We start from the raw sequence: 23,044 nt of genomic DNA, 5'->3' as shown, positions 1-23,044 counted from the left end.
TAACAAATCAAAGGTACTTATGTTTTGTTGCACTTAAAGAAAGTTTCTTTAAAAAAGTAAACGGCTATGTTTTGGTTGTTGTTATAATAATGTATTTTATTAGTATGTTTTTTTTAACTTTCGTCGCGATTAATCATTATATTTATTGATGAAGAAATTCTTTCCGGCCATATTTTTCATGTTTTTTGCGCTCCATATTTATGCAAATGGTGTGGATGGAGTTAACGGAGTTATTGGTCAGGATACAGATGCCGTTATTCAATTAACCAAACAGGCTTATGAAGCCAGGTTAACAAATGCACAGCAAACAGTAAATACAGGGGATAAGGCGCTGGAACTGGCCACCAAATTAAATTACAATTCTGGAATTGCAGAAGCTTATAGGGTAAAAGGGATAGGGCAATATTATATGAATGACCCTGAAGCGGCAATAAATAGTTACATAAATGCGCTAACTTTTTTTAAAAAGGCTAATAACAAAAAGGGAGAGGCTAAAGTTTATAATAATATAGGCAATTTATACCGGGATAATAATTACGGTGCATCATTAGAATATTTTCAAAAAGCGCTTGATATTGGACATGAAATAGCTGATAATGCACTGGTAGCTACTGCTTATTTAAACCTGGGGAATTTGTATTCCAGGGAAAAAAGCTATAATCAGGCATTAAAGTACTATAAGGAGAGTGAAGTTATTTTTAATGTTTTGCATGATTCGGTAAACCTTATACAATGTGCCCAAAATAGGGGAGTGGCCTACTTTTCCCTGAACCAGCTGGAAATGGCTGAGCAATTACTAACAAGCGCTAACAAAAGAGCTAAAGAAAGAGATTTAAATGAAACTGTTGCAAGTATAGACCTTACTTTGGCCTTAGTGTATATTAAAGAAAATAAGTTTGAGATTGCCAGTAAAATTGTTGCAGAAGGGCTTGCATATTCACATATTATAAATGATGATAAACTGGAACGGGATTTTGAATATACCAGTTATCAATTAGAGTTTAAACGCGGTAATTATGAGCGGGCGGTGCATTATTTGAGTGATGTATATTTACTGGATAGCGCGCTACAAAAAACAATGTTATATGCCCAAATAAACATATATGAAATTAAGCATAAACAGGAGCAGCAAGAACAGCAAAATATTATAAACGACCAGACCATTAAATATGAACGTGCCCAATTTTGGGGCGCAATTATCGCAGCGTGTTTACTACTGATAGTTATTGGCTTACTGATCAGTAATGTAAAACGGAAAGCCAAAACCAATGCACAGCTTACTGAACTTAATGAAGAGGTATCAAGACAAAAGGATAACCTTGACAGGGTTAATCATCACCTGGAAGAGATAATTGATGAAAGAACCAAGGACCTGCAATTAAAGAATAAGAAGCTTTCAGAATATTCATCCTATTTATCGCACCAGATACGCGGGCCTATAGCTACACTTAAAGGCTTAATGAACCTGGAAAAGGAAGGCCTGGTTGATAAGCAGGAATGTATTGTGATGATGGACAAATGCGTATCGGAAATTGATGAGAAGATCATTGAAATGAGCGATATGATGCACGACCCGGGGAAGTAGTCGATCATTAGTTCATTAGTTCATTGGTTTTTGCATGCGACACAGGCGGTGAAGTTCATACTAATGAACTAATGATCGACTATAATGGCCAGTTAGAATGTATCTGAGCCTCAAACAGGCCTAAATACAGACAATACCATGATATCATGTGCAGAATAAGTAATTGACGGTGTTTTTTGTAACCTTCAGTTTCAAAGGCTATGGTTTCATTGCCTGCGGTTACAAAATAAGTGATTTCCCCTTTTCTGGGGGTGAACTTTGTTTTAAGCGTGTCAATAACCTTAACCTTTAGTTTGGTATTAGGGTCGTGGATGGTGCCATCTTTTAACGCCTGATTTTTTGACATGGATAATAAGTAATTTTGCATCACACAGTTTTTGTTTACAAACTGTGTGATGCAAATCCTACTCCAAAACAACTAGCAAAACTTTAGTTTTATTGACTTTTAGACTTTTAGGTCTTGTTTTCTCTCATTAAATAATAATGTTAATTATTATTTAAATTATTAAATACATATTTAATAAACGACTGTGTTAAAAAATAGTGATAACAATACACTTGTCGTAATTAGTGAACAGGATTTAAACCGCTATAGCAGTTTTGTTCCTTAGTTCTTCATAAAGCAAAATTACTTTACGTTGTAAACTGGCAATTTCAGCTTCGCGATCAATTAATTTCTTTTGGGCGATGCTCAGGTTTGAAGGCTCATGTTCAGCTTCAGTAATGTCCATTGCTAATAAATAAACAACACTTACCTCATAAACATTGGCAATTTGCTCAAGGCGTGATAAGTTAATATCAGTTACACCGGTTTCGATTTTCGAAAATGCCGGTATTGAAATACCTAAACGATCGGCTACATCTTCCTGGCTCCATCCATGTTGATGACGCAGGGTTCTGATGTTCATCCCAACGGACTTGTTTGTTTTCTTTTTAAGAGTGTCGTTCATATAAAACATATGGTTAAAATTAATTGGGGAAAAGGATATTAATTATTAACCAAAGGATATGCCAATATTAATTTAGGCGCAATCACGCATGTTTTATAGGTTTTGTGATAACGCTATCACAAAACGGGGAATTTATTGCCCAAAACGAAGTAATAAGTGGGGGATTATTTGCTTACTATACTCAGTTTGGCAAACTTTAAAAGCAGTTGTTTTTGCCCTATTTCTTTAAAAAAAATAGTTGCTTTCACATCGGGCTTATTGCCTTCAAGACTAATAACTTTACCAAAGCCAAAGCGTTCGTGTTCAACTTCCATACCCACCTGCAGGTTTGAGGTGTCAGACGGTGCAAAGCCGGGCGAAGGTACGTGCGCTTTTGCCAGTATGGATGTGGTTTTAACCACAGCTGGTTTCGGTTTCGAGAATGTATCGGTTTTCCTGCTCCAAGCTTCACGCTCATCATCAAAAAATGAGCTGCCGCCCGATGCCGGTTTGGCAGAAAAATCAAGCTCGAGGTATTTGGCATCAATCTCATCTAAAAAACGGCTGGGCTCGCAATTTATGAGTGTGCCGAATTTAAAGCGTGATGTAGCATAGCTTATTGTAAGTTTATTTTCTGCACGGGTGGTAGCTACATAAAACAAGCGGCGTTCCTCTTCCAGATCACTGCGGGAGTTGAGCGACATTTGCGATGGAAAAAGGTTTTCCTCAAGGCCCACAACGTGCACCTGCGAAAACTCCAGGCCTTTTGAAGAGTGGATGGTCATTAATGAAACGGTATCGGCGTCTTTATTTTTGTCGCTATCGTCATTAGTGAGCAGGGCCACATCCTGCATAAAAATATCCAGTCCTTTTTCTTCAATATCTTCCCGTTCCGAAAATTCTTTTATACCATTCAATAGTTCCTGTATGTTCTCGTACCGGTTAAGTCCTTCAATAGATTTATCGGCATACAAGTCTTTCAGCAACCCCGAATGTTGTGCAATATGTAATGCCGCCTCATAAGCTGTAAGTGTTTTGGTGATCACCTGGAAGCTCTGGATCATGGTAGAAAAGTTACCCACCGATGCCGATGTGCGGCCATCCAGGTATTGGGATGGGTTTATGATCACTTCAAACGGTGTGATATTGTTTTGATCGGCGCTTACTATTATCCGGTCAACTGTTGTATCACCAATACCGCGGCGCGGATAGTTTATAACACGCTTTAATGCTTCCTCATCATTAGGGTTAAAGGTAAGCCTGAAATAGGCTATAAGGTCCTTAATCTCCTTACGCTGATAAAAGGACAGGCCTCCATATATTTTATACGGTACACCCAGCTTGCGCAAGGCTTCCTCCATGGAACGCGATTGTGCGTTAGTGCGGTACAGGATGGCAAAATCGTGCCATTTTAAGCCATGTGTGGTGCGCTGGAACATGATAGCCTCGGCTACCATTTTGCCTTCCTCGTTATCACTGAAGGCGCGCATAACCTTTATTTTATCGCCGGCTTCTTTTTCAGAAAATACATTCTTTTTAAGCTGCTCTTTATTATTGGCTATAATGCTGTTGGCTACGTTAACTATATTTTGGGTTGAGCGATAATTTTGTTCCAGCTTAAATATTTTCAGATCGGGGTAATCCTTCTCAAAGTTTAAGATATTTTGAATGTTGGCACCACGGAAAGCGTAGATACTTTGCGCATCATCACCCACCACACAAATATTCTCATTTACGGCAGCCAGTTTTTTTACAATCAGGTATTGCGAAAAGTTCGTATCCTGATACTCATCAACCATCAAAAACTTAAACTTGTGCTGATATTTGTTAAGTACATCAGGGAAGTTTTTTAACAACTCATTGGTTTTAAACAGCAGATCGTCAAAATCCATAGCACCTGCACGGTAGCAGCGCTGCGCATAGGTTTCATATATTTTGCCAAGATGTTCACGGCCGGATGAACGATCATCAGCCTGGATCTGGTCGTTATTCTGGTATTCATGCCAGCCAACTAAATTATTTTTAGCTGCTGATATGCGGTTAAGTACAAAGTTTGCATTATATAGCTTATCATCAAGGCTCATTTCTTTCAGAATGGCCCGCAGTAAGCTTTTGCTGTCGTCGGTATCGTAAATAGTGAAATTGCTTGGATACCCCAATTTATCGGCCTCAACCCTAAGTATTTTTGCAAAAACGGAGTGGAATGTACCCATCCATATATTTTTGGCTTCGGGGCCAACCAAATGATTTATACGCTCACGCATTTCGCGCGCGGCTTTATTGGTAAACGTTAGTACAAGTATGTTAAATGAGTCAACGCCGTTGCGGATCAGATGCGCTACACGATAGGTAATAACGCGGGTTTTGCCTGAACCTGCACCCGCTATAATCATTACGGGGCCCTTTATTTGCTGTACGGCTGCCTTTTGTTCGGGGTTTAATCCCTGTAAGTAATCCAAACTTTTTCCTCTTTTCTTAGACTGCGAAATTAAGGTTTTTGTGCCGATATGAGGAAAGTAAAAGTAAAATTGAGGTGATTAGTGATTAGTTGACTAGAGATTAGTTAAATACAGAATATTGAAAGGAAGTGATTACCTACAGGGATGTTTTACGGTTTAATTTAATAACCGTATTTTTGCGGCCTTATGAAGATCCCCAAATTTGCCGACCTGATATTATTTGAGAACGACGATATAATTGTTGTGAACAAACCGCCGTTCATAAGCTCACTTGATGAGCGTGAGGGCGGGGAGATCAATATGCTGCGTTTGGCAAAGCAATACTCGGATGATGCTCAAGTATGCCATAGGCTGGATAAAGAGACCTCGGGAGCATTGATCATTGCTAAAAATCCCGAAGCTTATCGTGCCATATCTATGCAGTTTGAAAAACGGCAGGTAAAAAAGATATATCACGCGGTTATTGAGGGCACACATGTTTTTGAAAACCTTTTCATTGATCTGCCCATACTGAATGTTGGCAAGGGAAATGTTACCATTAGCAGACAGGAGGGTAAAAGGGCCGAAACCTGGTTTCAATCATTAAAATACTTTAAACATTATACTTTGGTGGAGTGCCGCCCGGTTACCGGCCGTATGCACCAGATACGTATACATCTGGCCACGCAGCGGGCATCCATTGCAGGCGATGAAATGTACAAAGGTAAGCCGGTTTTTCTATCGGCACTAAAGCGCAAATATCATTTGGGTAAAGACCAGGAGGAACTGCCAATAATGAAACGCTTTGCATTGCATGCATTTGAGGTAAGTTTTAAATTGTTGAATGGCGAGGAAATCACAATCCATGCACCGTATCCAAAAGATTTTGAAACATTGCTGAAATTGCTGGAAAAGTTTGATTCATAGCGGGGAAATACAAAAAATAAACAACTGAGTAATTGAATAGTAGTAAGTTCAATTAAAGTTAAATGGCTGATAGCTAATTATTATTTCCTGATTTTTTGTTTTTATCATATGCTAATGTAGATTTATATAAAAATCTGCATTAAATGCTAAAGAAGATCGTCCTTTTACTTCTGTGTTTTTGGTATACTCTTCATGCTGATGCAATGCCGCCTACAGGCAATGCGGATAGTTTAAAATATGCACTGCGCTTAAATGATCAGTATTTAAAAGAAAAGAAACTGATTATCTATATTAAAACCTATTACGGCTATATCCCTATCGATAGCATTAAAAGCGCTAATGCCAGAATGCATGAGATATTTTTAAAAAACAACCTTGAAGATAGCAGGGCATTTGAACTTTTTAGCGAAAGTATTTATCAGGACAGGTTATTACATACCAATGAAGCAAAGAATGCTTTGTTTGCAGCGGTTGAACTGGCTGCAAAAAGCAATGATCATTATCTATTATATGAATTTTTAACGCATATAGCATTTATAGAATCGTACGAAGGCAATGCTATTGGTGCCATATCAAGCTTCAGGATGGCCAAACGGGAAACCATAATACTTAATGATGCTTACTTGCAGGCAGCTGTAAATGTTAATATTTCGGATATATATTACAGGTACAACTTTTATAATCAATCGTTATATTACTTAAGTCAGGCGCTAATGATAAGTATAAAGCATAAAGTGCGTGAACCTCGCCTTAAAAATGTTATATATTATAATATATCAGAGAATTACTTTAGGATGGGGCGGCTTGATTCCCTGGAAAATTATAATCAAAAGCTTAAGGATTCGAAGGACAAATCATACAAATTATATACCTACATAAAACGAACTGATTATTATATTGACCTGTTGCAGCGTAATTATAAAAATGCTATAGATAATATTTTAATGCTGCAAAAGGACAATTTATATAAATTCGAAAGCCTCGATAAGCAAAATCTTGCAATTGCGTATTACAATGATAATACATTGGATTCTGCCAAGAAGTTAATAGAGCAGGTATTGATTGATAAAGCACAAAATAACCATCCGGAAATAAAATACAATTTATATGAACTTTTGGGCGAGATTGCAGTAAAGCAAAATGACCAGAAACGGGCCGCTATAAATTTTAATATGGCGCTGCAGCAATCAAAAGACAATACAAATAAACTGATAGAGGTAGGCGATGTTGCATTGCGTATGAAACTTGATGATGTGGAGAATGCCTATAATCAGCATGTGGAGACTTATAAAAGCGAGCGCCTATGGTTGATAATGGTAGTAATTGTAGCCTTGTTAACGATTGCCTTTATTACCTTGTTCTACAGAAATATAAAACAAAAAAGGCATTACGAGAAGTTGTTATTTGCAGCTCAAAAAGAGGAAATATCATTCATCAACTCGCATAATATACGCAAGCACCTATCGAACATACTGGGGATAATAGATGTAATAAATAATAGCGAGGATAAAGGGAAGGAATATTTGGAGGCAGAAAACTACCTTACTTATTCAGCGAAAAAACTGGATGAGGCAATAAAGAATATTTCGGAGAAGTTGGAGAATGGAGATTAGTTACTTTTAAAAGTAACTAATCTCCATCTGATAATTTCTAATCACTATTTCATCCTTATCGTATTATTAGCCTTGTTCATATCCGGCAAAGCATTGTCCGGATCAACGGTTACACTTTCCACTTCAGTTGTAGTTGAGATGGTAAAGGTGATTGCTTTTTGCTGCAGCCAGGTTTCAACAGGCAGTTTTATACGCTGTTTGCTGCCATCTTTTAGTTTAACCTCAACGGTAAAAGGCATAGCCATTTCTTCCTTGTTGGCAACGGTTACTTTTATGCCATTTTTAGGGTCTTTATCTACATACTTTACATCTATCAAAGCCAGATCAAGTTGTAGGTTGCTATAGAACCAGCCTTTCCAGAACCACGACAGATCCTCACCGGTACCATTATCCATCGATCTGAAGAAATCATCGGGCTGCGGGTGTTTATAGGCCCATTTATTTATATAGTTTCTGAACGCGTAATCGAACCTATCATTACCCAATATCTGCTCGCGCAGCAAAACGAGGCCGAAAGCTGTTTTATAATAAGTAACAGGATGACGGTATTTTTCAGTTACACCATCAGCGGCCGTCATTATCGTTATAGCGTCAGGATCGGCAATTGTTGGGATGATCTCATCAGCAGGGTTGCCACCTTTTGGCGCGTATTCCCCATCGCGTTTTGGTGCATATTCGCCTTTGTTAAATATATCTGTTGCATAAATATCAATAAAAGTATTCAAACCCTCATCCATCCAGGCATAGCGGCGCTCATCAGAGCCAACAATCATCGGGAACCAGTTATGACCAATCTCATGGGCGATTAATCCGAACAGGTCGCCCTTTGTAGCCCTGGGACTATCAAATGTAATGCCCGGATATTCCATACCTCCGGCTTCACCTGCCTCATTTATAGCAACAGGATAGGGGTACACAAACCATTTCGATGAAAAGTGTTCCACCGATGCTTTTAAATATTCAGTGGCACGGCTCCACGCGGTATCGCCAACACTTTCCACAGGATAAACCGACATAGCCAGCGATTTTTTACCGCCTGGCAGGTTCATCCGTGCGGCATCCCATATATAGGCCTTTGATGCCCCAAAGGCAACATCGCGGGTGTTATACATTTTAAAGTGCCAGGTAAGCTTACCGGTATGCACCGGGCGTGATGACGGATCGTTAACCTCGCTCAACGGGCGTATCATTACCGTTTTATCGCTATTACGGGCCGCTGCAAGCCTGCTTATTTGTTTTGAGGTAAGTACTTCAGCCGGATTTAATAATTCGCCTGAGCCCGCTACAAGCATGTCCCATGGCACGGTTACGGTGTAGTCTACATCGCCATATTCAAGGTAAAACTCCCCGCTGCCTAAAAATGGCAGGGTATCCCATCCATGTGAGTCGTCATATACGCACATGCGGGGAAACCACTGGGCAATCTCGTACATTTTGCCGTTTTTGGTATTGCTATAATCAGTACGGCCGCCAAATTCGCTGCTTGGTATAGTGTAATGATATTTTATTAATACGCTGATCTTACCGCCGTTTGGACTAAGCGCCACAGGCAGGCGTAATTGCATGCGGGTATCGGTAATTATATAATCTGCTTTTTCAGTTTTGCCATTCTGCACAATTTCAACCGATTCAAACTGGTAACCATCAGTATGCTGGTTTGGTTTTGGGGCAGCGCTCGTATAAAAATTGGAGCGGGCATCTTTTTTATAAGTGTTCTGATCCAGTTGCAGCCATAAGTATTGCAGCGCGTCCGGACTGTTATTAGTATAGCTTAAATTTTCGCTGGCTGTAAGCGTTTTGCTAACCGTATCAATAGCAGCCTTTAATTGGTAATCGGCCCGGTTTTGCCAGTATTTTGGTCCTGGTTCGCCATTGGCTGAGTGGAACTCATTGCCCTTATTGGTATAAAAAGTAGTAGAGAATAAAGTTGAGGGATTGTACCTGGAGGCGATGGTGTCATTTGTATTGGGCGCGTGTTGCCTGCGCTGTGCTTGTGATGAAATAGTAGAAAAAAGGATAAGTCCCAGGCCAATAAATTTCAGTTTCATGAAGAGTTCAGTTAGTGGCAGCAATATACAAAGGATGTTTTAGAATATTCAATCAGGTTGAAGAATGGGAGTCGAAAATATTTTATGCGCGCATTTATGGAAAACCGGTTTGATATGCATCCTGTAAGAAAAACTTAACAATATGTCACAGCTCAATAAGATCAACATTCCCAAACCATGCCATCAATCATGGCAGCAAATGACACCCGTTAATGATGGCAGGCATTGCCAGCAATGTTGTAAAACAGTTACCGATTTTACCACCATGACTAATGATGAAATAATTAACTATCTGACAGTAAATAATAACGTTTGCGGAAGATTCGGAGAACAGCAGTTAAATAATATAAACTATCAGATTTTGCCGGAAAATCTGCCTGTTTCAAAAAGGTATAAAATATGGGCGATGGCAATAGGTCTGGCAGGATCTATACCCTTTTATAAAGCGGACGCGCAAACCAAACCTGTAACAGTGCAAATAGCAGTGCAACCGCAAAATGTATGTGAAAATAGAGTTATTGGAAAAGTACTATCACCGAATTTATTAAATACAAAAGAGATTAAGGGCTGTGTAACCGATGATCAAAACATTGTTATACAGGGTGCATTGATAAGAATAAAAGGCAGCAACTTAGGTGCCATTACAAATATTCACGGCGACTTTAATTTAAGGGTGCCTATATCAGCAACGCAATTTATAGTTAGTAATATTGGCTATAGCGCCCAAATCATTAATATTAATGCAGATGCAAACTACACTGTAAAGCTCCATGAGGCTGTACTCTTAGGTGATATAGTAGTAATAAAACAAAAACAACCATTTTTTAAACGGATCTACTATAGGTATATACGCAGACCAATCCGCAAAATATTTAATTGATTTAGCCCAGTGCTTCTGCCAACACACCCTCTTTTAACGAATACGATGTCATCAATACATCGTCAATGCCCAATTTTGTCATTACAAAGCGGGTAATGAGCGATGCTACAACGATCATATCTACACGTATTGGTATAATGCCCTTGGTGTTTTCCCTGTCGAAATGGGTTGATTCTATAAGCCAGTCGGTGATGTTTAAAAACTCGGTTGTGTCAAAATGATATTCCCGTGTTTTCTTCAGACTAAATTCATTGCCTTTTTTTAATTCTATCACCTCGGCAAAAGTTTCAAAAGCACCTGATGAACCTATGATGCTTTCAATCTTTATACCGGCAAGCGCTTCAGATAAGGGCGTTAATACCCGCTCAAGATAAGTGTTAAGTTCATGTATGGATGATGCGGGGATAGGGTCCTTTTTATGGAACTTATCCATTAACCGGGCAGCGCCAATTTCAAAGCTTTGTTTCCATTGAATGCCTTCATTATTGCCCAAAACAAATTCAACGCTGCCGCCACCAATGTCGAGTATCAGGGAGTTTTGATGGGTTAAGCAATTGCCGGTTTTAACACCTTCATAAATATATTTGGCTTCCTGCTCGCCGTTCACAGTTTCAATGGCGATGCCGGTTTTGGCTTTCACCTCTGCAATAAAGTCCTTACCGTTTGAGGTGGTACGTAAGGCTGATGTGGCGATAGCCTTTACCCGCCCCGCCCCATATTCAGTAATATGCTGATGGAATTTTAACAAGGTGTCAATACCACGCTGGTAAGCTGCTGGCTGTATAATACCGCTATTGATACCCCCCTCACCTAAGCGAACAGGTATTGTAATATGGAAAAGCTCTTCCGGGTTTGCCGCAGTGCCACGGGCAATTAATAAATGAAAGGTGTTTGTACCAAGATCCATTACCGCTACAGTATTGTTGTCTACTATAGCAGGAGTATTATTATCGCCCATAAATGCCTAAACCCAAATATGCAGAAAATGTTTAGCCTCCTGACCTCCTAAAGAGGATTTTTTATCCACTCACTATTCACCACTTACCGCTCACCAAATCATTCTTTATAAAAGAACCATTTAACCAGTTCCTTATAGCTTGCCTTTTTGCCATACATCAATATGCCAACTCTGTATACCCGCGAAGCAATATAAGTAGTGAACAAAAAGCCTATTACCATCATCAGCATTGATAATGCCATTTGCCAGCCGGGGACGCCAAAGGGTAAACGTACCATCATGGCCACGGGGGCCGTAAACGGTATCATGGAAAGCCACACTGCCAGCGGACTATCTGGTACCTGGAATAAGTAGGATACCGATAAAATGTAAGTGAACAGCAGGGGCAGGGTTATGGGAAACATAAATTGCTGCGTCTCCGTTTCACTATCAACCGCTGAACCTACAGCGGCAAACAACGCGCTGTACAGCAGGTAGCCGGTTATCCAGTAAAACATAAAAAAGCCAACTTCAGCAACAGCATTAGCCCCCAGGTTTTTTGCAAAGCCCATTACCGGGTTGGTGGGTACCGTAAAGAAATGCCCTGCTATATAACTTACCGCTGTAGATAGAATTATCCACAGCAGAAACTGTGTAAGCCCAACCATACCCACACCAATTATTTTACCCAGCATTAGTTGAAAGGGTTTTACCGATGATATGATCACTTCAACAATGCGGCTGGTTTTTTCCTCAATCACCCCGCGCATAACCTGTGCGCCATAAATAAATAGTGAAATATAAATTAATATAGCCCCGGCTATGCCCGCGCCATAGGCTGCGCCAACATTAGCGTCTGCATCACCGGTATCGGTTATTTCGCGGGCACCAACCGTTATATGGCTGGTTTTAGCGGCATTTAGCTTAACCGGGTCAATACCCATTTTTATAATGCTGTTATTAGTTGCAATAGCGTTCATCTGGTTTTCAACCTCGCCGGTAATAGTTAAGCTGGGTTTCTTTTTTGAGAAGAATTGCACGGTATCTATTTTGTTGATCTTTGCCGGTATCCATAACAGATAGCTGTCCTCATCTTTTTTTACTTCAGCTTTAGCTTTAGCCAATGGCTCATGGATAGCCTGGAATTTCAAATTCTCTACATTGTGAAACTTGCCTGCATAATCGCCGCGTTCATCAATAACTTTTATAATGTGTGCCTTATTCAGTTCGTCGTTATTCAAGGCTAAAAAAGCTATGATGCCATACATACACACTATTAAGGAGGGCACCAGCAAGGTCATTACTATGAATGCCTTTTTTCTTACACGGGTAAGGTACTCGCGTTGTATAATGAGTAATACTTTTTTCATACTGTAACAGCTTTAAGGTTTACCTTTTCAATAAAAATCTCATTCATGGTGGGCACAACTTCCTGTAGCCTGTTTATGCTTGTTTTGGGGATAAGATATTGCAGCACATCATTAGCGCTGGCAGCGGTATCCAGTTTTATTTTGATGGTGTGGGTGTCGTCACTATTTTCAGTTTCCTCAACCAAATTAAATGGCTGTGATCCATCAAAATTAAGTTTATGACCGTTGTACTCGATGAGATAGGTTTCGTTACGATAAGAGTTTTTGATATCCTTAACCCGTCCATCCAATACTTTCTTTGCTTTATTGAGTAGGGCGATAGAATTGCACAACTCCTCAACGGATTCCATACGATGGGTGGAGAATAGGATGGTTGCGCCTTTACGGTTCAGTTCCAGTATTTCGTCTTTTATCAGTTCGGCATTAACCGGATCGAAGCCACTGAAAGGCTCATCTAAAATGATCAGATCGGGCTCGTGCAAAACAGTAGCCACAAACTGGGCCTTTTGCTGCATGCCCTTTGATAGTTCCTCGATCTTTTTATGCCACCACGATTGCATTTCGAGTTTCTCGAACCAAAATTTTAACCTTTTGGTAGCCTCAGAACGGCTTAGCCCCTTTAACCTGGCCAGGTAGATCATCTGCTCGCCGATCTCCATTTTCTTATATAGTCCGCGTTCCTCTGGCATATAGCCAATGCGCTCAATATGCGACTGGTTAAGCTTTTCGCCTGCAAAATATACTTCGCCGGAGTCGGGTGCGGTAATTTGGTTGATGATGCGGATAAGCGAAGTTTTACCGGCACCATTTGGCCCAAGCAGACCGAAGATCTGCCCACTTTCTACTTCTAAACTTACATCGCTTAAGGCAGTATGCCCGGCGTATTGTTTCACAATATGGCGAATACTCAGCATTGTTTAAGTATTAAGGTTTTGCTGTTAGATACGGCGATTTTTAAAATGTTACGTTTTATTTGATCTGCAACATTGCGTTTTGTTTGGATACCTCGTGGGTCTAAAAGTAATCGTATAACTATGACGTAAAAGCAGGTGTTGTTTGGCTGATAAGTGTTTTTGATCTGTATATAACATAAAGCGTAGGCAGCATAGGCAATAAAGGCATATAACTCATATAGCGGGATGCTCTTAGATAAAAATCAAAACCTGTAATAAGCGGCAGTAGTAATGGAACTCCCCATTCTATAAGTATTACAAGTATATATACGATAGCATATATTTTAAAGGGAGTAGTTAAAGCGGGATTTTTTATAAGGAATGAAACCACGATCACGCAAATTTCTATCAGCGCTATGACAGCACCTATAACAAGAAGAATAGTTGATAGGTATGAACTCGTATTAGAGATGAAATTAAACAGAAAGCTGATGATCTTTCCCGCAAGCAAGGCGTAAAAACAAGTGATGATAAACTGTTTCTCCTGTACATATTTTAATAAAGTGATCAGGTAAAAGAAGGGTAGAAGGTAAGTTATTTCAGATACGAACAGTAATATATAATAGGTGAAAATACCTTCATGCATATGGTTATACCGTCTTATGTTTAGGATGACGAACAGAACGATATTAATCATTCCCAGCAATATCATAAGTGTGGCGTTTCTTTTACTGACTTTCATTTGTTAAAGTTTTATGAGTAGATAATATCAATCGTCTGTAAATTGTTTGCTAACAAAAAAGCCCAAAACTATTATAGTTCTGGGCTTTATATATCTTTCGGACTTTCCGTCTTGCCGACTTCCGGACTAATAACTACTCAAAATATTCCTTCATCCGTTCAAAAAAGCTTTTTTCGTTTTTGCCGGGGTTGGGTTTGAAGTTTGGTGAGCTTTGTAGTTTTTCAAGCAATTCACGCTCTTCACGGCTTAATGCCTTTGGTGTCCATATATTAATATGCACCAGCTGGTCGCCGCGATGGTATGAGTTTACTTCGGGAACGCCTTTACCTTTTAAGCGTAATATTTTACCGCCTTGTGTGCCGGGTTCAATTTTTATTTTGGCTTTCCCATCAATGGTCGGTACTTCAACGCTGGTACCTAAAGCGGCATCAACAAAGTTAATGTGCAGATCGTAAATGATATTGTTACCGTCGCGTTTTAAAGTTTCGTGAGGGATCTCTTCAATCAATATGATCAGATCTCCCGGCATGCCACCACGTGGGGCCGCGTTTCCTTTGCCGCTCATGCTCAACTGCATGCCTTCGCTTACGCCGGCAGGTATGTTTATAGTAATGGTTTCTTCACCACGTACTAATCCATCGCCATGACAAACAGGGCATTTTGAGGTAATTACAGAGCCTTCGCCATTACAGGTAGGGCAGGTGCTGGTAGTTTGCATCTGGCCTAGTATGGTATTGGTCACCCTGCGCACAGCGCCCTGGCCACCGCAAGTTTTACAGGTTTGGATAGATGATTTATCCTTAGCGCCCGAACCATCGCAGGTTTTACAAACTATCTGCTTGTTTACCTTTATTTTCTTTTCGGCACCATTGGCAATTTCTTCAACAGTAAGCCTTACCTTAATACGCAGGTTGCTGCCGCGCGCCACACGACGGCCACCGCCGCCTTGTCGGCCTCCGCCACCACCGCCAAAGAAACCTTCAAACGGACTGCCACCACCAAAAATATCACCGAACTGGCTAAATATATCTTCCATGTTCATGCCCGCACCGCCATAGCCGCCACCACCGTTTGGTGATTGTGCGTTGGCAGCGTGACCAAACTGGTTGTAACGCTGGCGTTTTTCAGGATTACTTAGTACTTCGTAAGCTTCGGCAGCTTCCTTGAATTTTTCTTCAGCTTCTTTATCACCTTCGTTTTTATCCGGGTGATATTTGATAGCCATTTTACGATATGCCTTTTTTATTTCATCAGCATCAGCGCCTTTTGCTACACCAAGCACATCGTAATAATCTCTTTTAGCCATAGTTTTATTTCGGATTTCGAAATTTTGATTTCGAATTTATCAATTATATATAAGTTTTTATCAGGGTGAGAATTCTAAATATCCAATTCAAATAAATTCGAAATCGAACATCCGAAATCCCAAATCAATTAAGCACCTACTATTACTTTAGCAAAGCGTGCTACCTTATCGCCCAGGTAATAGCCTTTTTCCATTACATCTATCACCTTGCCTTTTAAATCATCAGTAGGGGCAGGCACATTGGTAATAGCTTCATGAATGTCAGCATCAAATGTTTCGCCTAAAGCATCCATAGCTTTTAAGCCTTTTTGTGCAAGTGTGCTGCTTAATTTATTGTAGATCAGTTCAATACCTGTTTTGATAGCATTGACATCAGTAGCATTATCCATCGACCGGATGGCACGCTCAAAATCATCCATCACGGGTAGCATAGCAACGATTACATCTTTACCTTCAGTTTTTCTTGCTTCTTCACGTTCCCTTACTGTGCGCCTCCTGAAGTTATCAAACTCGGCAAACAAACGCAGGTATTTGTCATTGGCTGCCGATAATTCTTCCTTCAGTTTATCCTCTGCAGACGGGCCTTTTGGTGCTGCTTCTGCTTCGGTACCCTGTATATTTTCATCTATTACACCTTCTTCCGGTGTTTCTGTATTTTCTGTGTGTTTCTTCTTAAGCATATTAATATTATAAGTAAATAGTGCAAGACAAGTATCTTGCCATTGTTTAAATAACGACAAGCTGTCAGCGTATTACATGAGTTTGGTGTAGTACTGACATACCTCACCTGCATACTGACAGGCAGCGTCAGTTTTTGAATTTTGAATTTTAACTTTTGAATTAACTAAGCTATCTGCACATCTTCCAAAACCTTACTGTTTTCGCATTTAATAATGCGCGAAGGGAATGTACGGATGATATGATAATCATGCGTGGCAATAATTACCGCGGTGCCTAATTGCTGGCCTATTTGTTTAAGCAGCAATACAATTTCTTCGGATGTATCAGGGTCGAGGTTGCCTGTTGGCTCATCTGCCAGGATAATTTCGGGGTCGTTAAGCAAAGCTCGGGCAATTACTACGCGCTGCTGCTCACCGCCTGAAAGCTCATGCGGCATTTTCTTTAATTTAGAACGCAGGCCTACCTTCTCCAAAACATCAAGTGTACGGTCGGCTATTAATTTTTTATCTGTCCAGCCGGTGGCGCGCATTACAAAATGCAGGTTTTGCTCAACCGAGCGGTCGGTAAGTAACTGAAAATCCTGGAAAACTATACCCAGTTTACGGCGAAGAAAAGGAATTTCCTTGCTCCCAAGTTTGTTAAGATCGTAGCCGCAAGCAATACCGCTGCCTGATGAAATGCTCAGATCGCCATAAATAACCTTTAGCAAGCTGCTTTTACCTGATCCGGTTTGGCCAATAAGCCATACAAAATCATTTTTATCAATATGCAGGTTAACGTTTGATAACACCAGGTGCTTTTGCTGAAAAATATCAACACCGCTTAGCTTTATAATAGAGTTTCCAATCATGTTACAGGTCTAACTTTAATATCTGCCCAAACGGCAGTTCTTTAACAATATTCATTATGTAATCGGTCTTATCACCAAGCCCGGCCTTATCCAGTGATTTTTCAGGCCTGTCGACCCTGAAATAAGCCAGCAGCGTAAATTTATCGTCCCTTAACTGTACGTAATCGGGTATTTTAGCTACGCCTTTAACTTTAATTATATACATTTTTTTTAGTCATTGGTCATTGAGTCATTGGTCATTAGTTCGTGCGGGTAAATTTTACCAATGACTAATGACAAGTGACTAATGACCGTTCCCAAAGATATTCTTATTTTAAAGATTTGACAAGAAATTCATCGTATCAATACCATCGGCGTAATCCCATAATTGGGGCTGCTGGCTTTCACCAAAGCCTACCACTTGGTTTGTTACCTGCAATGGTATCGCGCTAACCACACATTGTATCTTTTCGCTTTCAGTGTTTATCAGATCTTGTACCGACTGTACATCAGTATAATTGCCATAAAATAAAACAGCTAGGGGCGAGGTGAACCTGTCATCCTTTTTAAGCAGGAGGAAGCCATTGTCAAAATGATCGTCGCGGTTTACAAGGTATATAGACTTGTTATAGTCGTAGTTGTTATTGTATTTATGATGATTGATGATCTGTTCATAATCTTGTATCGACTCGAAAAAGAAATTGAAGTTATAACCTTCGGGGACCAGTACTTTTGACACATTGCGGCATCCGAGGCCATAATAATCAAAAATATCATGCCCGAGTTCATGCAGCTGTTCAGCTGTTTCATTGCCTGATAATACGGCTATACTGTTCCTGTTTTTACGGATGATGTTTGGAACTTTGCCGAAATAATATTCAAAATAACGCGAAGTGTTATTACTGCCGGTGGCTATAACCGCATCAAAGTTTTCCAGTCGTTCAATAAAACTAAACTGGCTGGCAAAGCTGTTATCTAACTCAACCAGCAGGTTAAGCACATATTTAATCATACGGCTGTCCTGCGATGATGATTTGATAAGCGCGTGATTGCCAGTAGCCAGTACGCACAACACATCATGGAAACCCACCAGCGGTATGTTGCCTGCCAATATTAAGCCTACTTTTTTATTGCCCCGGTTATCGAGGTTGTATTTGCTGAGCCATGTTGTAATATCGGCTGTATTTAGCATGGCGCCTATGGATGTTACGGCTTTTGCCACATTATCAGGAGTGAACCATGCGTTGTAATATAGTTCATTGTTGATAAGCTCGGTTAACTGTTCATCAGGACTGCTTAACTGTTCTCCTAATGCTGCTAAAGTATCTGTTAATGCTATTGCATTGAATTTTGACATATAAATGGTATGTATTTAAACCCTTGAAGTGTTTTTTTGTTATATTTGCGTTCCCTGTTTAATTACGGGGCAAAGTTAATTGAGAATATAAGATATTTAGAAAAATATGGCGATTATAATCACCGATGAATGCATTAACTGCGGAGCCTGCGAACCAGAGTGCCCAAATAATGCTATTTATGATGCAGGAGCGGCATGGCGGTTTTCAGATGGTACAGGTTTAAAAGGCGTTATTGATTTTGGCGATGGCGTTACTTTGGATGCAGAAGAAGCACAAGCTGCTTTATCTGACGATATTTATTATATAGTACCTGACAAATGTACAGAGTGTGTTGGTTTTCATGATGAGCCACAGTGTGCTGCTGTTTGCCCTGTTGATTGCTGTGTAGATGATGAAAACGTGCGTGAAACAGAAGAAGAACTGATTGCCAAAAAAGAATGGCTTCACATGAATGAATAATACTTTTTATTTATATTTAGGAAATTTATAAAAAAGGAAGGCTTTATGTCTTCCTTTTTTTATATTGTATCCTAATTAAACTATTATACTTCTAGAAGCGTCTATTTCTTATATATGGAATACGGTATTTGTAATTTAGCGGTAGTTCCCATGCGTGCTGCACCAAATGAACAAAGCGAAATGATATCACAGATATTATTTGGTGAAGCATTTGAAATTTTAGAATGGGCTGAAAAATGGGTACTTGTAACTACAAACGCCGATAATTATACAGGTTGGATAGGCCGGTTACAGTTTACCATGCTTAGCCACATGGGCTGGCTGCAGCTTAAACGCGAGAAAGCCCCCTTAACCTATGGTGCTGTAACCCAGGCCTGGAAAAAATCTGATAACACTATTTTGTATTTACCTATAGCCAGTTCACTTGCTTTTTTTGAAGGTAATAGCTGTAAAATAGGTAATGAAAAATTTGAAATACTTGGACCTAAAGGAGATATTGAAAACTTTACAAATACAGCAAAATCTTTTTTAAATGCGCCGTATTTATGGGGCGGCCGTACACATTTTGGTATCGATTGCTCGGGCTTTACACAAGCTGTTTATAGGCTGTACGGTATAAACTTAAAGCGTGATGCCAGTTTACAGGCTGAACAAGGCGATACTATCCCTAATTTATACGAAGCGAATTTAGGCGACCTTGCTTTTTTTCATAATAAAGATGGCCGTGTAGTACACGTGGGGATAATCCTGAAAAATGAGAAGATAATCCATGCCTCGGGCAAAGTGAAGATTGATATTATTGATGAGAAGGGGATCTATTCAGAAGAATTAAAGCGCTATACACACGATTTTCATTCAATTAAACGCCATACTGCATTGCTGTGGTAATTAATGGAATTTTATATCCCAGATAATTATTTTTTTATCGTCGCTTACAGAAATTAGCTGATCACCATTCCACACCACCTTATTTATGGATAGGAAATGACTGGCGAAACCTTTTTCGCGGCTGATGACCTTGTATAATTTAAAATCGTCGGCCCCCCAAAGCTTTATGCTTTTATCCATGCTGGCGGTAGCAAAATAGGGCTGTGTGGGATGGAAGGCGATGTTATTTACAGCAAACAGGTGAGCCGGAATATTCTGGAGCAGTTCAAATGACCGGGCATCCCATAATTTTACCTGTGCATCCCGACTGCCTGAAACCAGGTATTCACCATTGGGCGCGTATTGCAGGGAGAATACTGCCATACTATGGCCAGCCAGGGCTTTTATTGGGGTATAATCTTCCAGGTCATAAACCCTCACCAAATTATCGCGGCAGCCGAAAGCTACCTGTTTTTCATCGGGAGAGATACTAATGCAGCGTATAGTATCGTCAGAAATCTTAACCGTATGTATTAATTCAAGGGTATTGATGTTCCAGATAGAAATAGTACCATCTTCTGAAGCTGCGAGCAGTTCGTTTTTACTGCTTGCAAATTTAATATCAAATATAGGCTTAACGTGGTGCTTTAATAGCTTGATAACTTTTTGCTGGATAAAATCGAATACTACAATATCGCCTGTACGTAAACCGGCAAACAGATAGGGGAATCCCGACGGACAAAGTATAGCATACACAGAAGCAGGCACCGGGAACATTACTTTTATAAAAGCATTGTTCTTCAGGCTCCATTCCACCACACCCTTATCATTACCACCGGTAAATAATATACCCGGTTTTTGTGAAAGTTCGGCAGTGAAAATAGGGTTGCTGTGCCCGGTAAGTTCTGTTATTTTTTCTACGGAGATCATTTTTTTGAGTTGAAAGTTGAAGGTTCAAAGTTGAAAGTATTTGGCTTTATAACTTTCTACTTCAGACTACCCTTTAGTTGAAAGCTCAAAGTTGAAAGTGCTTTTTTTGCTTTTAACTTTCTACTTTAAACTTTCCACTTAAAACTTACTTATGTCGTTGCTCTAAATTTTTGGCGATAGTTTCAAGCGTAAGGCCTTTTTCGCGCAGCAATACCAGTAGATGAAATACCAGATCGGATGATTCATTGATCAGGTCGAACTCGGTTTCAGCTAAGGCGGCTATTACGGTTTCAACACCTTCTTCGCCGACTTTTTGAGCTATTTTGTTTAAGCCTTTATTACGCAGTTTATTTACATACGAGCCTTCTACCGGGTTTTCATAACGGTCGGCAATGATCCGCTCTAACTCTAATATAAAGTTCTGGTTATAAGTAGTTTTAAAGCAGCTACGGTCGCCGGTATGGCAGGTCGGGCCATCGGGTTTAACTTTTATCAGGATGGTATCCTTATCGCAGTCGATATCGATGCTTTTTACATGCAGAAAATTATTGCTGGTTTCGCCTTTGGTCCACAGCCTGTTTTTTGAGCGGGAGAAAAAGGTTACTATGTTTTCCTTTACGGTTTTATCATAGGCTGCCTGGTTCATGTAGCCAAGCATTAGTACTTCAAGCGTATGCTCATCCTGTATAATAACCGGAACTAGGCCGTCTGTTTTATTGAAATCTATTTCCATTTTCTTTTCATTCCGCTGTCTGTGTCCTCACAGACAGCAATATTTTTATCAGTCGCGGAGATGTTTGTGAGGACACAGACATCGGGAAGGAATGTAGTCTGTGTCCTCACAAACTACATTCCCCAATTCTCTTTTGTAATTACATAAACGACACCGGGTTGTTCACCGCAATCGTTATCATGACTATATTTTAAGCCGAGTTTCTTAAACACATTTATTGATGCTGTGTTCTCCTTCATGGCTGTGCCGATAATTTTATCAAGATTAAGCACTTTAAAGCCATAATCCAAACAGGCTATTGCAGCTTCGGTAGCATAGCCTTTGCCCCAATGGCGTTTAAGCAGGCGATAACCAAGATCCGAATAATTTTTATCGGCTAAATATTTCAATCCGCACCAACCTATATATTCGCCGGTTTGTTTGTTGAACATATTTAAACGGCCCTGTGCGTATTGCTCGTATTGGTTGTAATTCTTGATGAAATTACGAACATCATCTATACTTTTATATGCACCTTCACCAACGTAACGGGTAACATCGGGATCATTGTTTAGTTCGAACAGATACGCTGCATCTTCTTCACTAAACTGCTTTAATATCAATCGATCTGTTTCCAGTTGAATAGCCATGGGTATTATTCAGCAAGGGTTCTTACCTCTATATTGTTTTGTCTTAATATTTCTTTCAGGTCAGGGATCAGGATCTCGCCGTAGTGAAATACCGATGCTGCCAAAGCTGCATCAACATTAGTTTTTTCAAACACATCAACAAAATGCTGCACTGAGCCCGCTCCGCCAGAGGCAATAACGGGGATGTGCACCGCATCATTAATGATCTTCAAAAGCCCGTTATCAAAACCCGCCTTTGTGCCATCATGATCCATGGAGGTTAGCAATATCTCACCTGCGCCACGACTTTCCGCTTCCAGTATCCAATCCAGTGTTTCCTTTTCAGTAGGGATACGGCCGCCATTTAAATGCACTATATTTTTATCACCTGATGCTCGTGTATCCACCGCAATAACCACAAACTGTACACCGAATGCCTTAGCCAGTTCATCAATTAAAGCCGGGTTACGCACGGCTGCTGAGTTGATGGAGATCTTATCGGCACCAGCATTAAGCAGTGCATCGGCGTCAGCAATTTCATTAATACCGCCGCCAATAGTAAAGGGGATGTTTACCTGTCTTGCAACAGATTTAACCAGTTCAACCATGGTTTTGCGGCGTTCATGCGTGGCGGTAATATCAAGGAATACCAGTTCATCGGCACCCTGGCGGGAGTAGTTCCAGGCCAGTTCAACCGGATCGCCAGCATCACGCAGGTCAACAAAGTTTACGCCTTTAACAGTGCGACCGTCTTTAACGTCGAGGCAGGGGATGATTCGCTTAGCAAGCATGATTTATTAATAAGAGCGTCATTGCGAGGAACGAAGCAATCCCCGATTTGCAAATCCGATCTGCATAGTTTGGGATTGCTTCGTTCCTCGCAATGACGCGTTGATTTTTTGAGTTTGAGC

General features: G+C 40.2%; 23 protein-coding genes. 6 read left to right on the top strand and 17 right to left on the bottom strand.

The window, feature by feature from the left end; all coding sequences use genetic code 11:
* Nucleotides 1–148: 148 nt before the first annotated feature.
* The gene (locus BLU33_RS14510; RefSeq protein WP_091374255.1) at nucleotides 149–1,585 is read left to right on the top strand and encodes a tetratricopeptide repeat protein; all 1,437 of its coding nucleotides are present in this window, start codon (nucleotides 149–151) and stop codon (nucleotides 1,583–1,585) included.
* A 79-nt stretch (nucleotides 1,586–1,664) separates the two neighbouring features.
* Here BLU33_RS14510 and BLU33_RS14505 read toward each other — a convergent pair whose 3' ends face one another.
* From BLU33_RS14505 to BLU33_RS14495, 3 genes are all read right to left on the bottom strand, one after another.
* Complete coding sequence (locus BLU33_RS14505; protein WP_157682152.1) at nucleotides 1,665–1,931, bottom strand: hypothetical protein; 267 nt, start codon at nucleotides 1,929–1,931, stop codon at nucleotides 1,665–1,667.
* Between the two features lie 235 nt (nucleotides 1,932–2,166).
* Nucleotides 2,167–2,535: a helix-turn-helix domain-containing protein gene (locus tag BLU33_RS14500; protein WP_091380571.1), complete on the bottom strand. Its 369-nt coding sequence runs from the start codon at nucleotides 2,533–2,535 to the stop codon at nucleotides 2,167–2,169.
* Between the two features lie 164 nt (nucleotides 2,536–2,699).
* Complete coding sequence (locus BLU33_RS14495; RefSeq protein WP_091374250.1) at nucleotides 2,700–4,973, bottom strand: ATP-dependent helicase; 2,274 nt, start codon at nucleotides 4,971–4,973, stop codon at nucleotides 2,700–2,702.
* Nucleotides 4,974–5,159: 186 nt separating this feature from the next.
* Here BLU33_RS14495 and BLU33_RS14490 point away from each other — a divergent pair, with 186 nt between their 5' ends.
* Nucleotides 5,160–5,879, top strand: a complete 720-nt coding sequence (locus BLU33_RS14490; protein WP_091374247.1) for an RluA family pseudouridine synthase — start codon at nucleotides 5,160–5,162, stop codon at nucleotides 5,877–5,879.
* 143 nt (nucleotides 5,880–6,022) lie between these two features.
* Entirely contained in the window at nucleotides 6,023–7,492 is a 1,470-nt protein-coding gene (locus BLU33_RS14485) for a tetratricopeptide repeat protein (protein ID WP_157682151.1), read from the top strand.
* Nucleotides 7,493–7,536: 44 nt separating this feature from the next.
* On the opposite strand, the gene BLU33_RS14480 is transcribed toward BLU33_RS14485, so the two are convergent.
* The gene (locus tag BLU33_RS14480; RefSeq protein ID WP_157682150.1) at nucleotides 7,537–9,540 is read right to left on the bottom strand and encodes a M1 family metallopeptidase; all 2,004 of its coding nucleotides are present in this window, start codon (nucleotides 9,538–9,540) and stop codon (nucleotides 7,537–7,539) included.
* 142 nt (nucleotides 9,541–9,682) lie between these two features.
* Here BLU33_RS14480 and BLU33_RS14475 point away from each other — a divergent pair, with 142 nt between their 5' ends.
* Nucleotides 9,683–10,420: a carboxypeptidase-like regulatory domain-containing protein gene (locus BLU33_RS14475; protein WP_091374240.1), complete on the top strand. Its 738-nt coding sequence runs from the start codon at nucleotides 9,683–9,685 to the stop codon at nucleotides 10,418–10,420.
* Between the two features lies 1 nt (nucleotide 10,421).
* On the opposite strand, the gene BLU33_RS14470 is transcribed toward BLU33_RS14475, so the two are convergent.
* The 9 genes from BLU33_RS14470 to BLU33_RS14430 form a co-directional block, all read right to left on the bottom strand.
* Nucleotides 10,422–11,378, bottom strand: a complete 957-nt coding sequence (locus BLU33_RS14470; RefSeq protein ID WP_091374236.1) for a Ppx/GppA phosphatase family protein — start codon at nucleotides 11,376–11,378, stop codon at nucleotides 10,422–10,424.
* A gap of 98 nt (nucleotides 11,379–11,476) precedes the next feature.
* Complete coding sequence (locus tag BLU33_RS14465; protein WP_091374233.1) at nucleotides 11,477–12,727, bottom strand: ABC transporter permease; 1,251 nt, start codon at nucleotides 12,725–12,727, stop codon at nucleotides 11,477–11,479.
* On the bottom strand, nucleotides 12,724–13,641 hold the full coding sequence (locus tag BLU33_RS14460) for an ABC transporter ATP-binding protein (RefSeq protein WP_091374230.1): 918 nt from the start codon (nucleotides 13,639–13,641) through the stop codon (nucleotides 12,724–12,726). Before BLU33_RS14460 ends, BLU33_RS14465 begins: the two co-directional genes overlap by 4 nt.
* 118 nt (nucleotides 13,642–13,759) lie before the next feature.
* Complete coding sequence (locus BLU33_RS14455) at nucleotides 13,760–14,362, bottom strand: hypothetical protein (protein ID WP_157682149.1); 603 nt, start codon at nucleotides 14,360–14,362, stop codon at nucleotides 13,760–13,762.
* A gap of 133 nt (nucleotides 14,363–14,495) precedes the next feature.
* Nucleotides 14,496–15,668 (bottom strand): molecular chaperone DnaJ, encoded by a 1,173-nt coding sequence (gene dnaJ / locus BLU33_RS14450; protein WP_091374224.1) that lies wholly within the window; start codon nucleotides 15,666–15,668, stop codon nucleotides 14,496–14,498.
* Nucleotides 15,669–15,796: 128 nt separating this feature from the next.
* Nucleotides 15,797–16,348 (bottom strand): nucleotide exchange factor GrpE, encoded by a 552-nt coding sequence (locus BLU33_RS14445; RefSeq protein WP_091374220.1) that lies wholly within the window; start codon nucleotides 16,346–16,348, stop codon nucleotides 15,797–15,799.
* Nucleotides 16,349–16,512: 164 nt separating this feature from the next.
* Nucleotides 16,513–17,199 carry a cell division ATP-binding protein FtsE gene (locus BLU33_RS14440; protein WP_091374217.1) on the bottom strand — a complete coding sequence of 229 codons (687 nt, stop codon included), beginning with the start codon at nucleotides 17,197–17,199 and terminating at the stop codon, nucleotides 16,513–16,515.
* 1 nt (nucleotide 17,200) lies between these two features.
* Nucleotides 17,201–17,404, bottom strand: coding sequence for a fructose-6-phosphate aldolase (locus BLU33_RS14435; protein ID WP_091374213.1), 204 nt, complete (start codon nucleotides 17,402–17,404; stop codon nucleotides 17,201–17,203).
* A 108-nt stretch (nucleotides 17,405–17,512) separates the two neighbouring features.
* Nucleotides 17,513–18,535: an acyl-CoA reductase gene (locus BLU33_RS14430; protein ID WP_091374210.1), complete on the bottom strand. Its 1,023-nt coding sequence runs from the start codon at nucleotides 18,533–18,535 to the stop codon at nucleotides 17,513–17,515.
* A 106-nt stretch (nucleotides 18,536–18,641) separates the two neighbouring features.
* Between BLU33_RS14430 and BLU33_RS14425 the strand changes: the two genes are divergently transcribed.
* On the top strand, nucleotides 18,642–18,995 hold the full coding sequence (locus BLU33_RS14425) for a 4Fe-4S dicluster domain-containing protein (protein ID WP_091374205.1): 354 nt from the start codon (nucleotides 18,642–18,644) through the stop codon (nucleotides 18,993–18,995).
* A 114-nt stretch (nucleotides 18,996–19,109) separates the two neighbouring features.
* Nucleotides 19,110–19,883: a C40 family peptidase gene (locus BLU33_RS14420; protein WP_091374202.1), complete on the top strand. Its 774-nt coding sequence runs from the start codon at nucleotides 19,110–19,112 to the stop codon at nucleotides 19,881–19,883.
* Here the strand turns inward: BLU33_RS14420 and BLU33_RS14415 are convergent, their stop codons facing one another.
* The 4 genes from BLU33_RS14415 to hisF form a co-directional block, all read right to left on the bottom strand.
* Nucleotides 19,884–20,792 carry a WD40 repeat domain-containing protein gene (locus BLU33_RS14415; RefSeq protein ID WP_091374199.1) on the bottom strand — a complete coding sequence of 303 codons (909 nt, stop codon included), beginning with the start codon at nucleotides 20,790–20,792 and terminating at the stop codon, nucleotides 19,884–19,886.
* Nucleotides 20,793–20,937: 145 nt separating this feature from the next.
* Nucleotides 20,938–21,525, bottom strand: coding sequence for a bifunctional phosphoribosyl-AMP cyclohydrolase/phosphoribosyl-ATP diphosphatase HisIE (gene hisIE / locus BLU33_RS14410; RefSeq protein ID WP_091374196.1), 588 nt, complete (start codon nucleotides 21,523–21,525; stop codon nucleotides 20,938–20,940).
* 113 nt (nucleotides 21,526–21,638) lie between these two features.
* The gene (locus BLU33_RS14405; protein ID WP_091374192.1) at nucleotides 21,639–22,154 is read right to left on the bottom strand and encodes a GNAT family N-acetyltransferase; all 516 of its coding nucleotides are present in this window, start codon (nucleotides 22,152–22,154) and stop codon (nucleotides 21,639–21,641) included.
* Between the two features lie 5 nt (nucleotides 22,155–22,159).
* Nucleotides 22,160–22,924, bottom strand: a complete 765-nt coding sequence (gene hisF, locus BLU33_RS14400) for an imidazole glycerol phosphate synthase subunit HisF (protein WP_091374189.1) — start codon at nucleotides 22,922–22,924, stop codon at nucleotides 22,160–22,162.
* Between the last annotated feature and the right edge of the window lie 120 nt (nucleotides 22,925–23,044).

Origin of the sequence: Mucilaginibacter mallensis (genome assembly GCF_900105165.1) — a bacterium.
Lineage (GTDB): Bacteria > Bacteroidota > Bacteroidia > Sphingobacteriales > Sphingobacteriaceae > Mucilaginibacter > Mucilaginibacter mallensis.
This window is presented reverse-complemented; position numbering and strand designations above follow the sequence as displayed.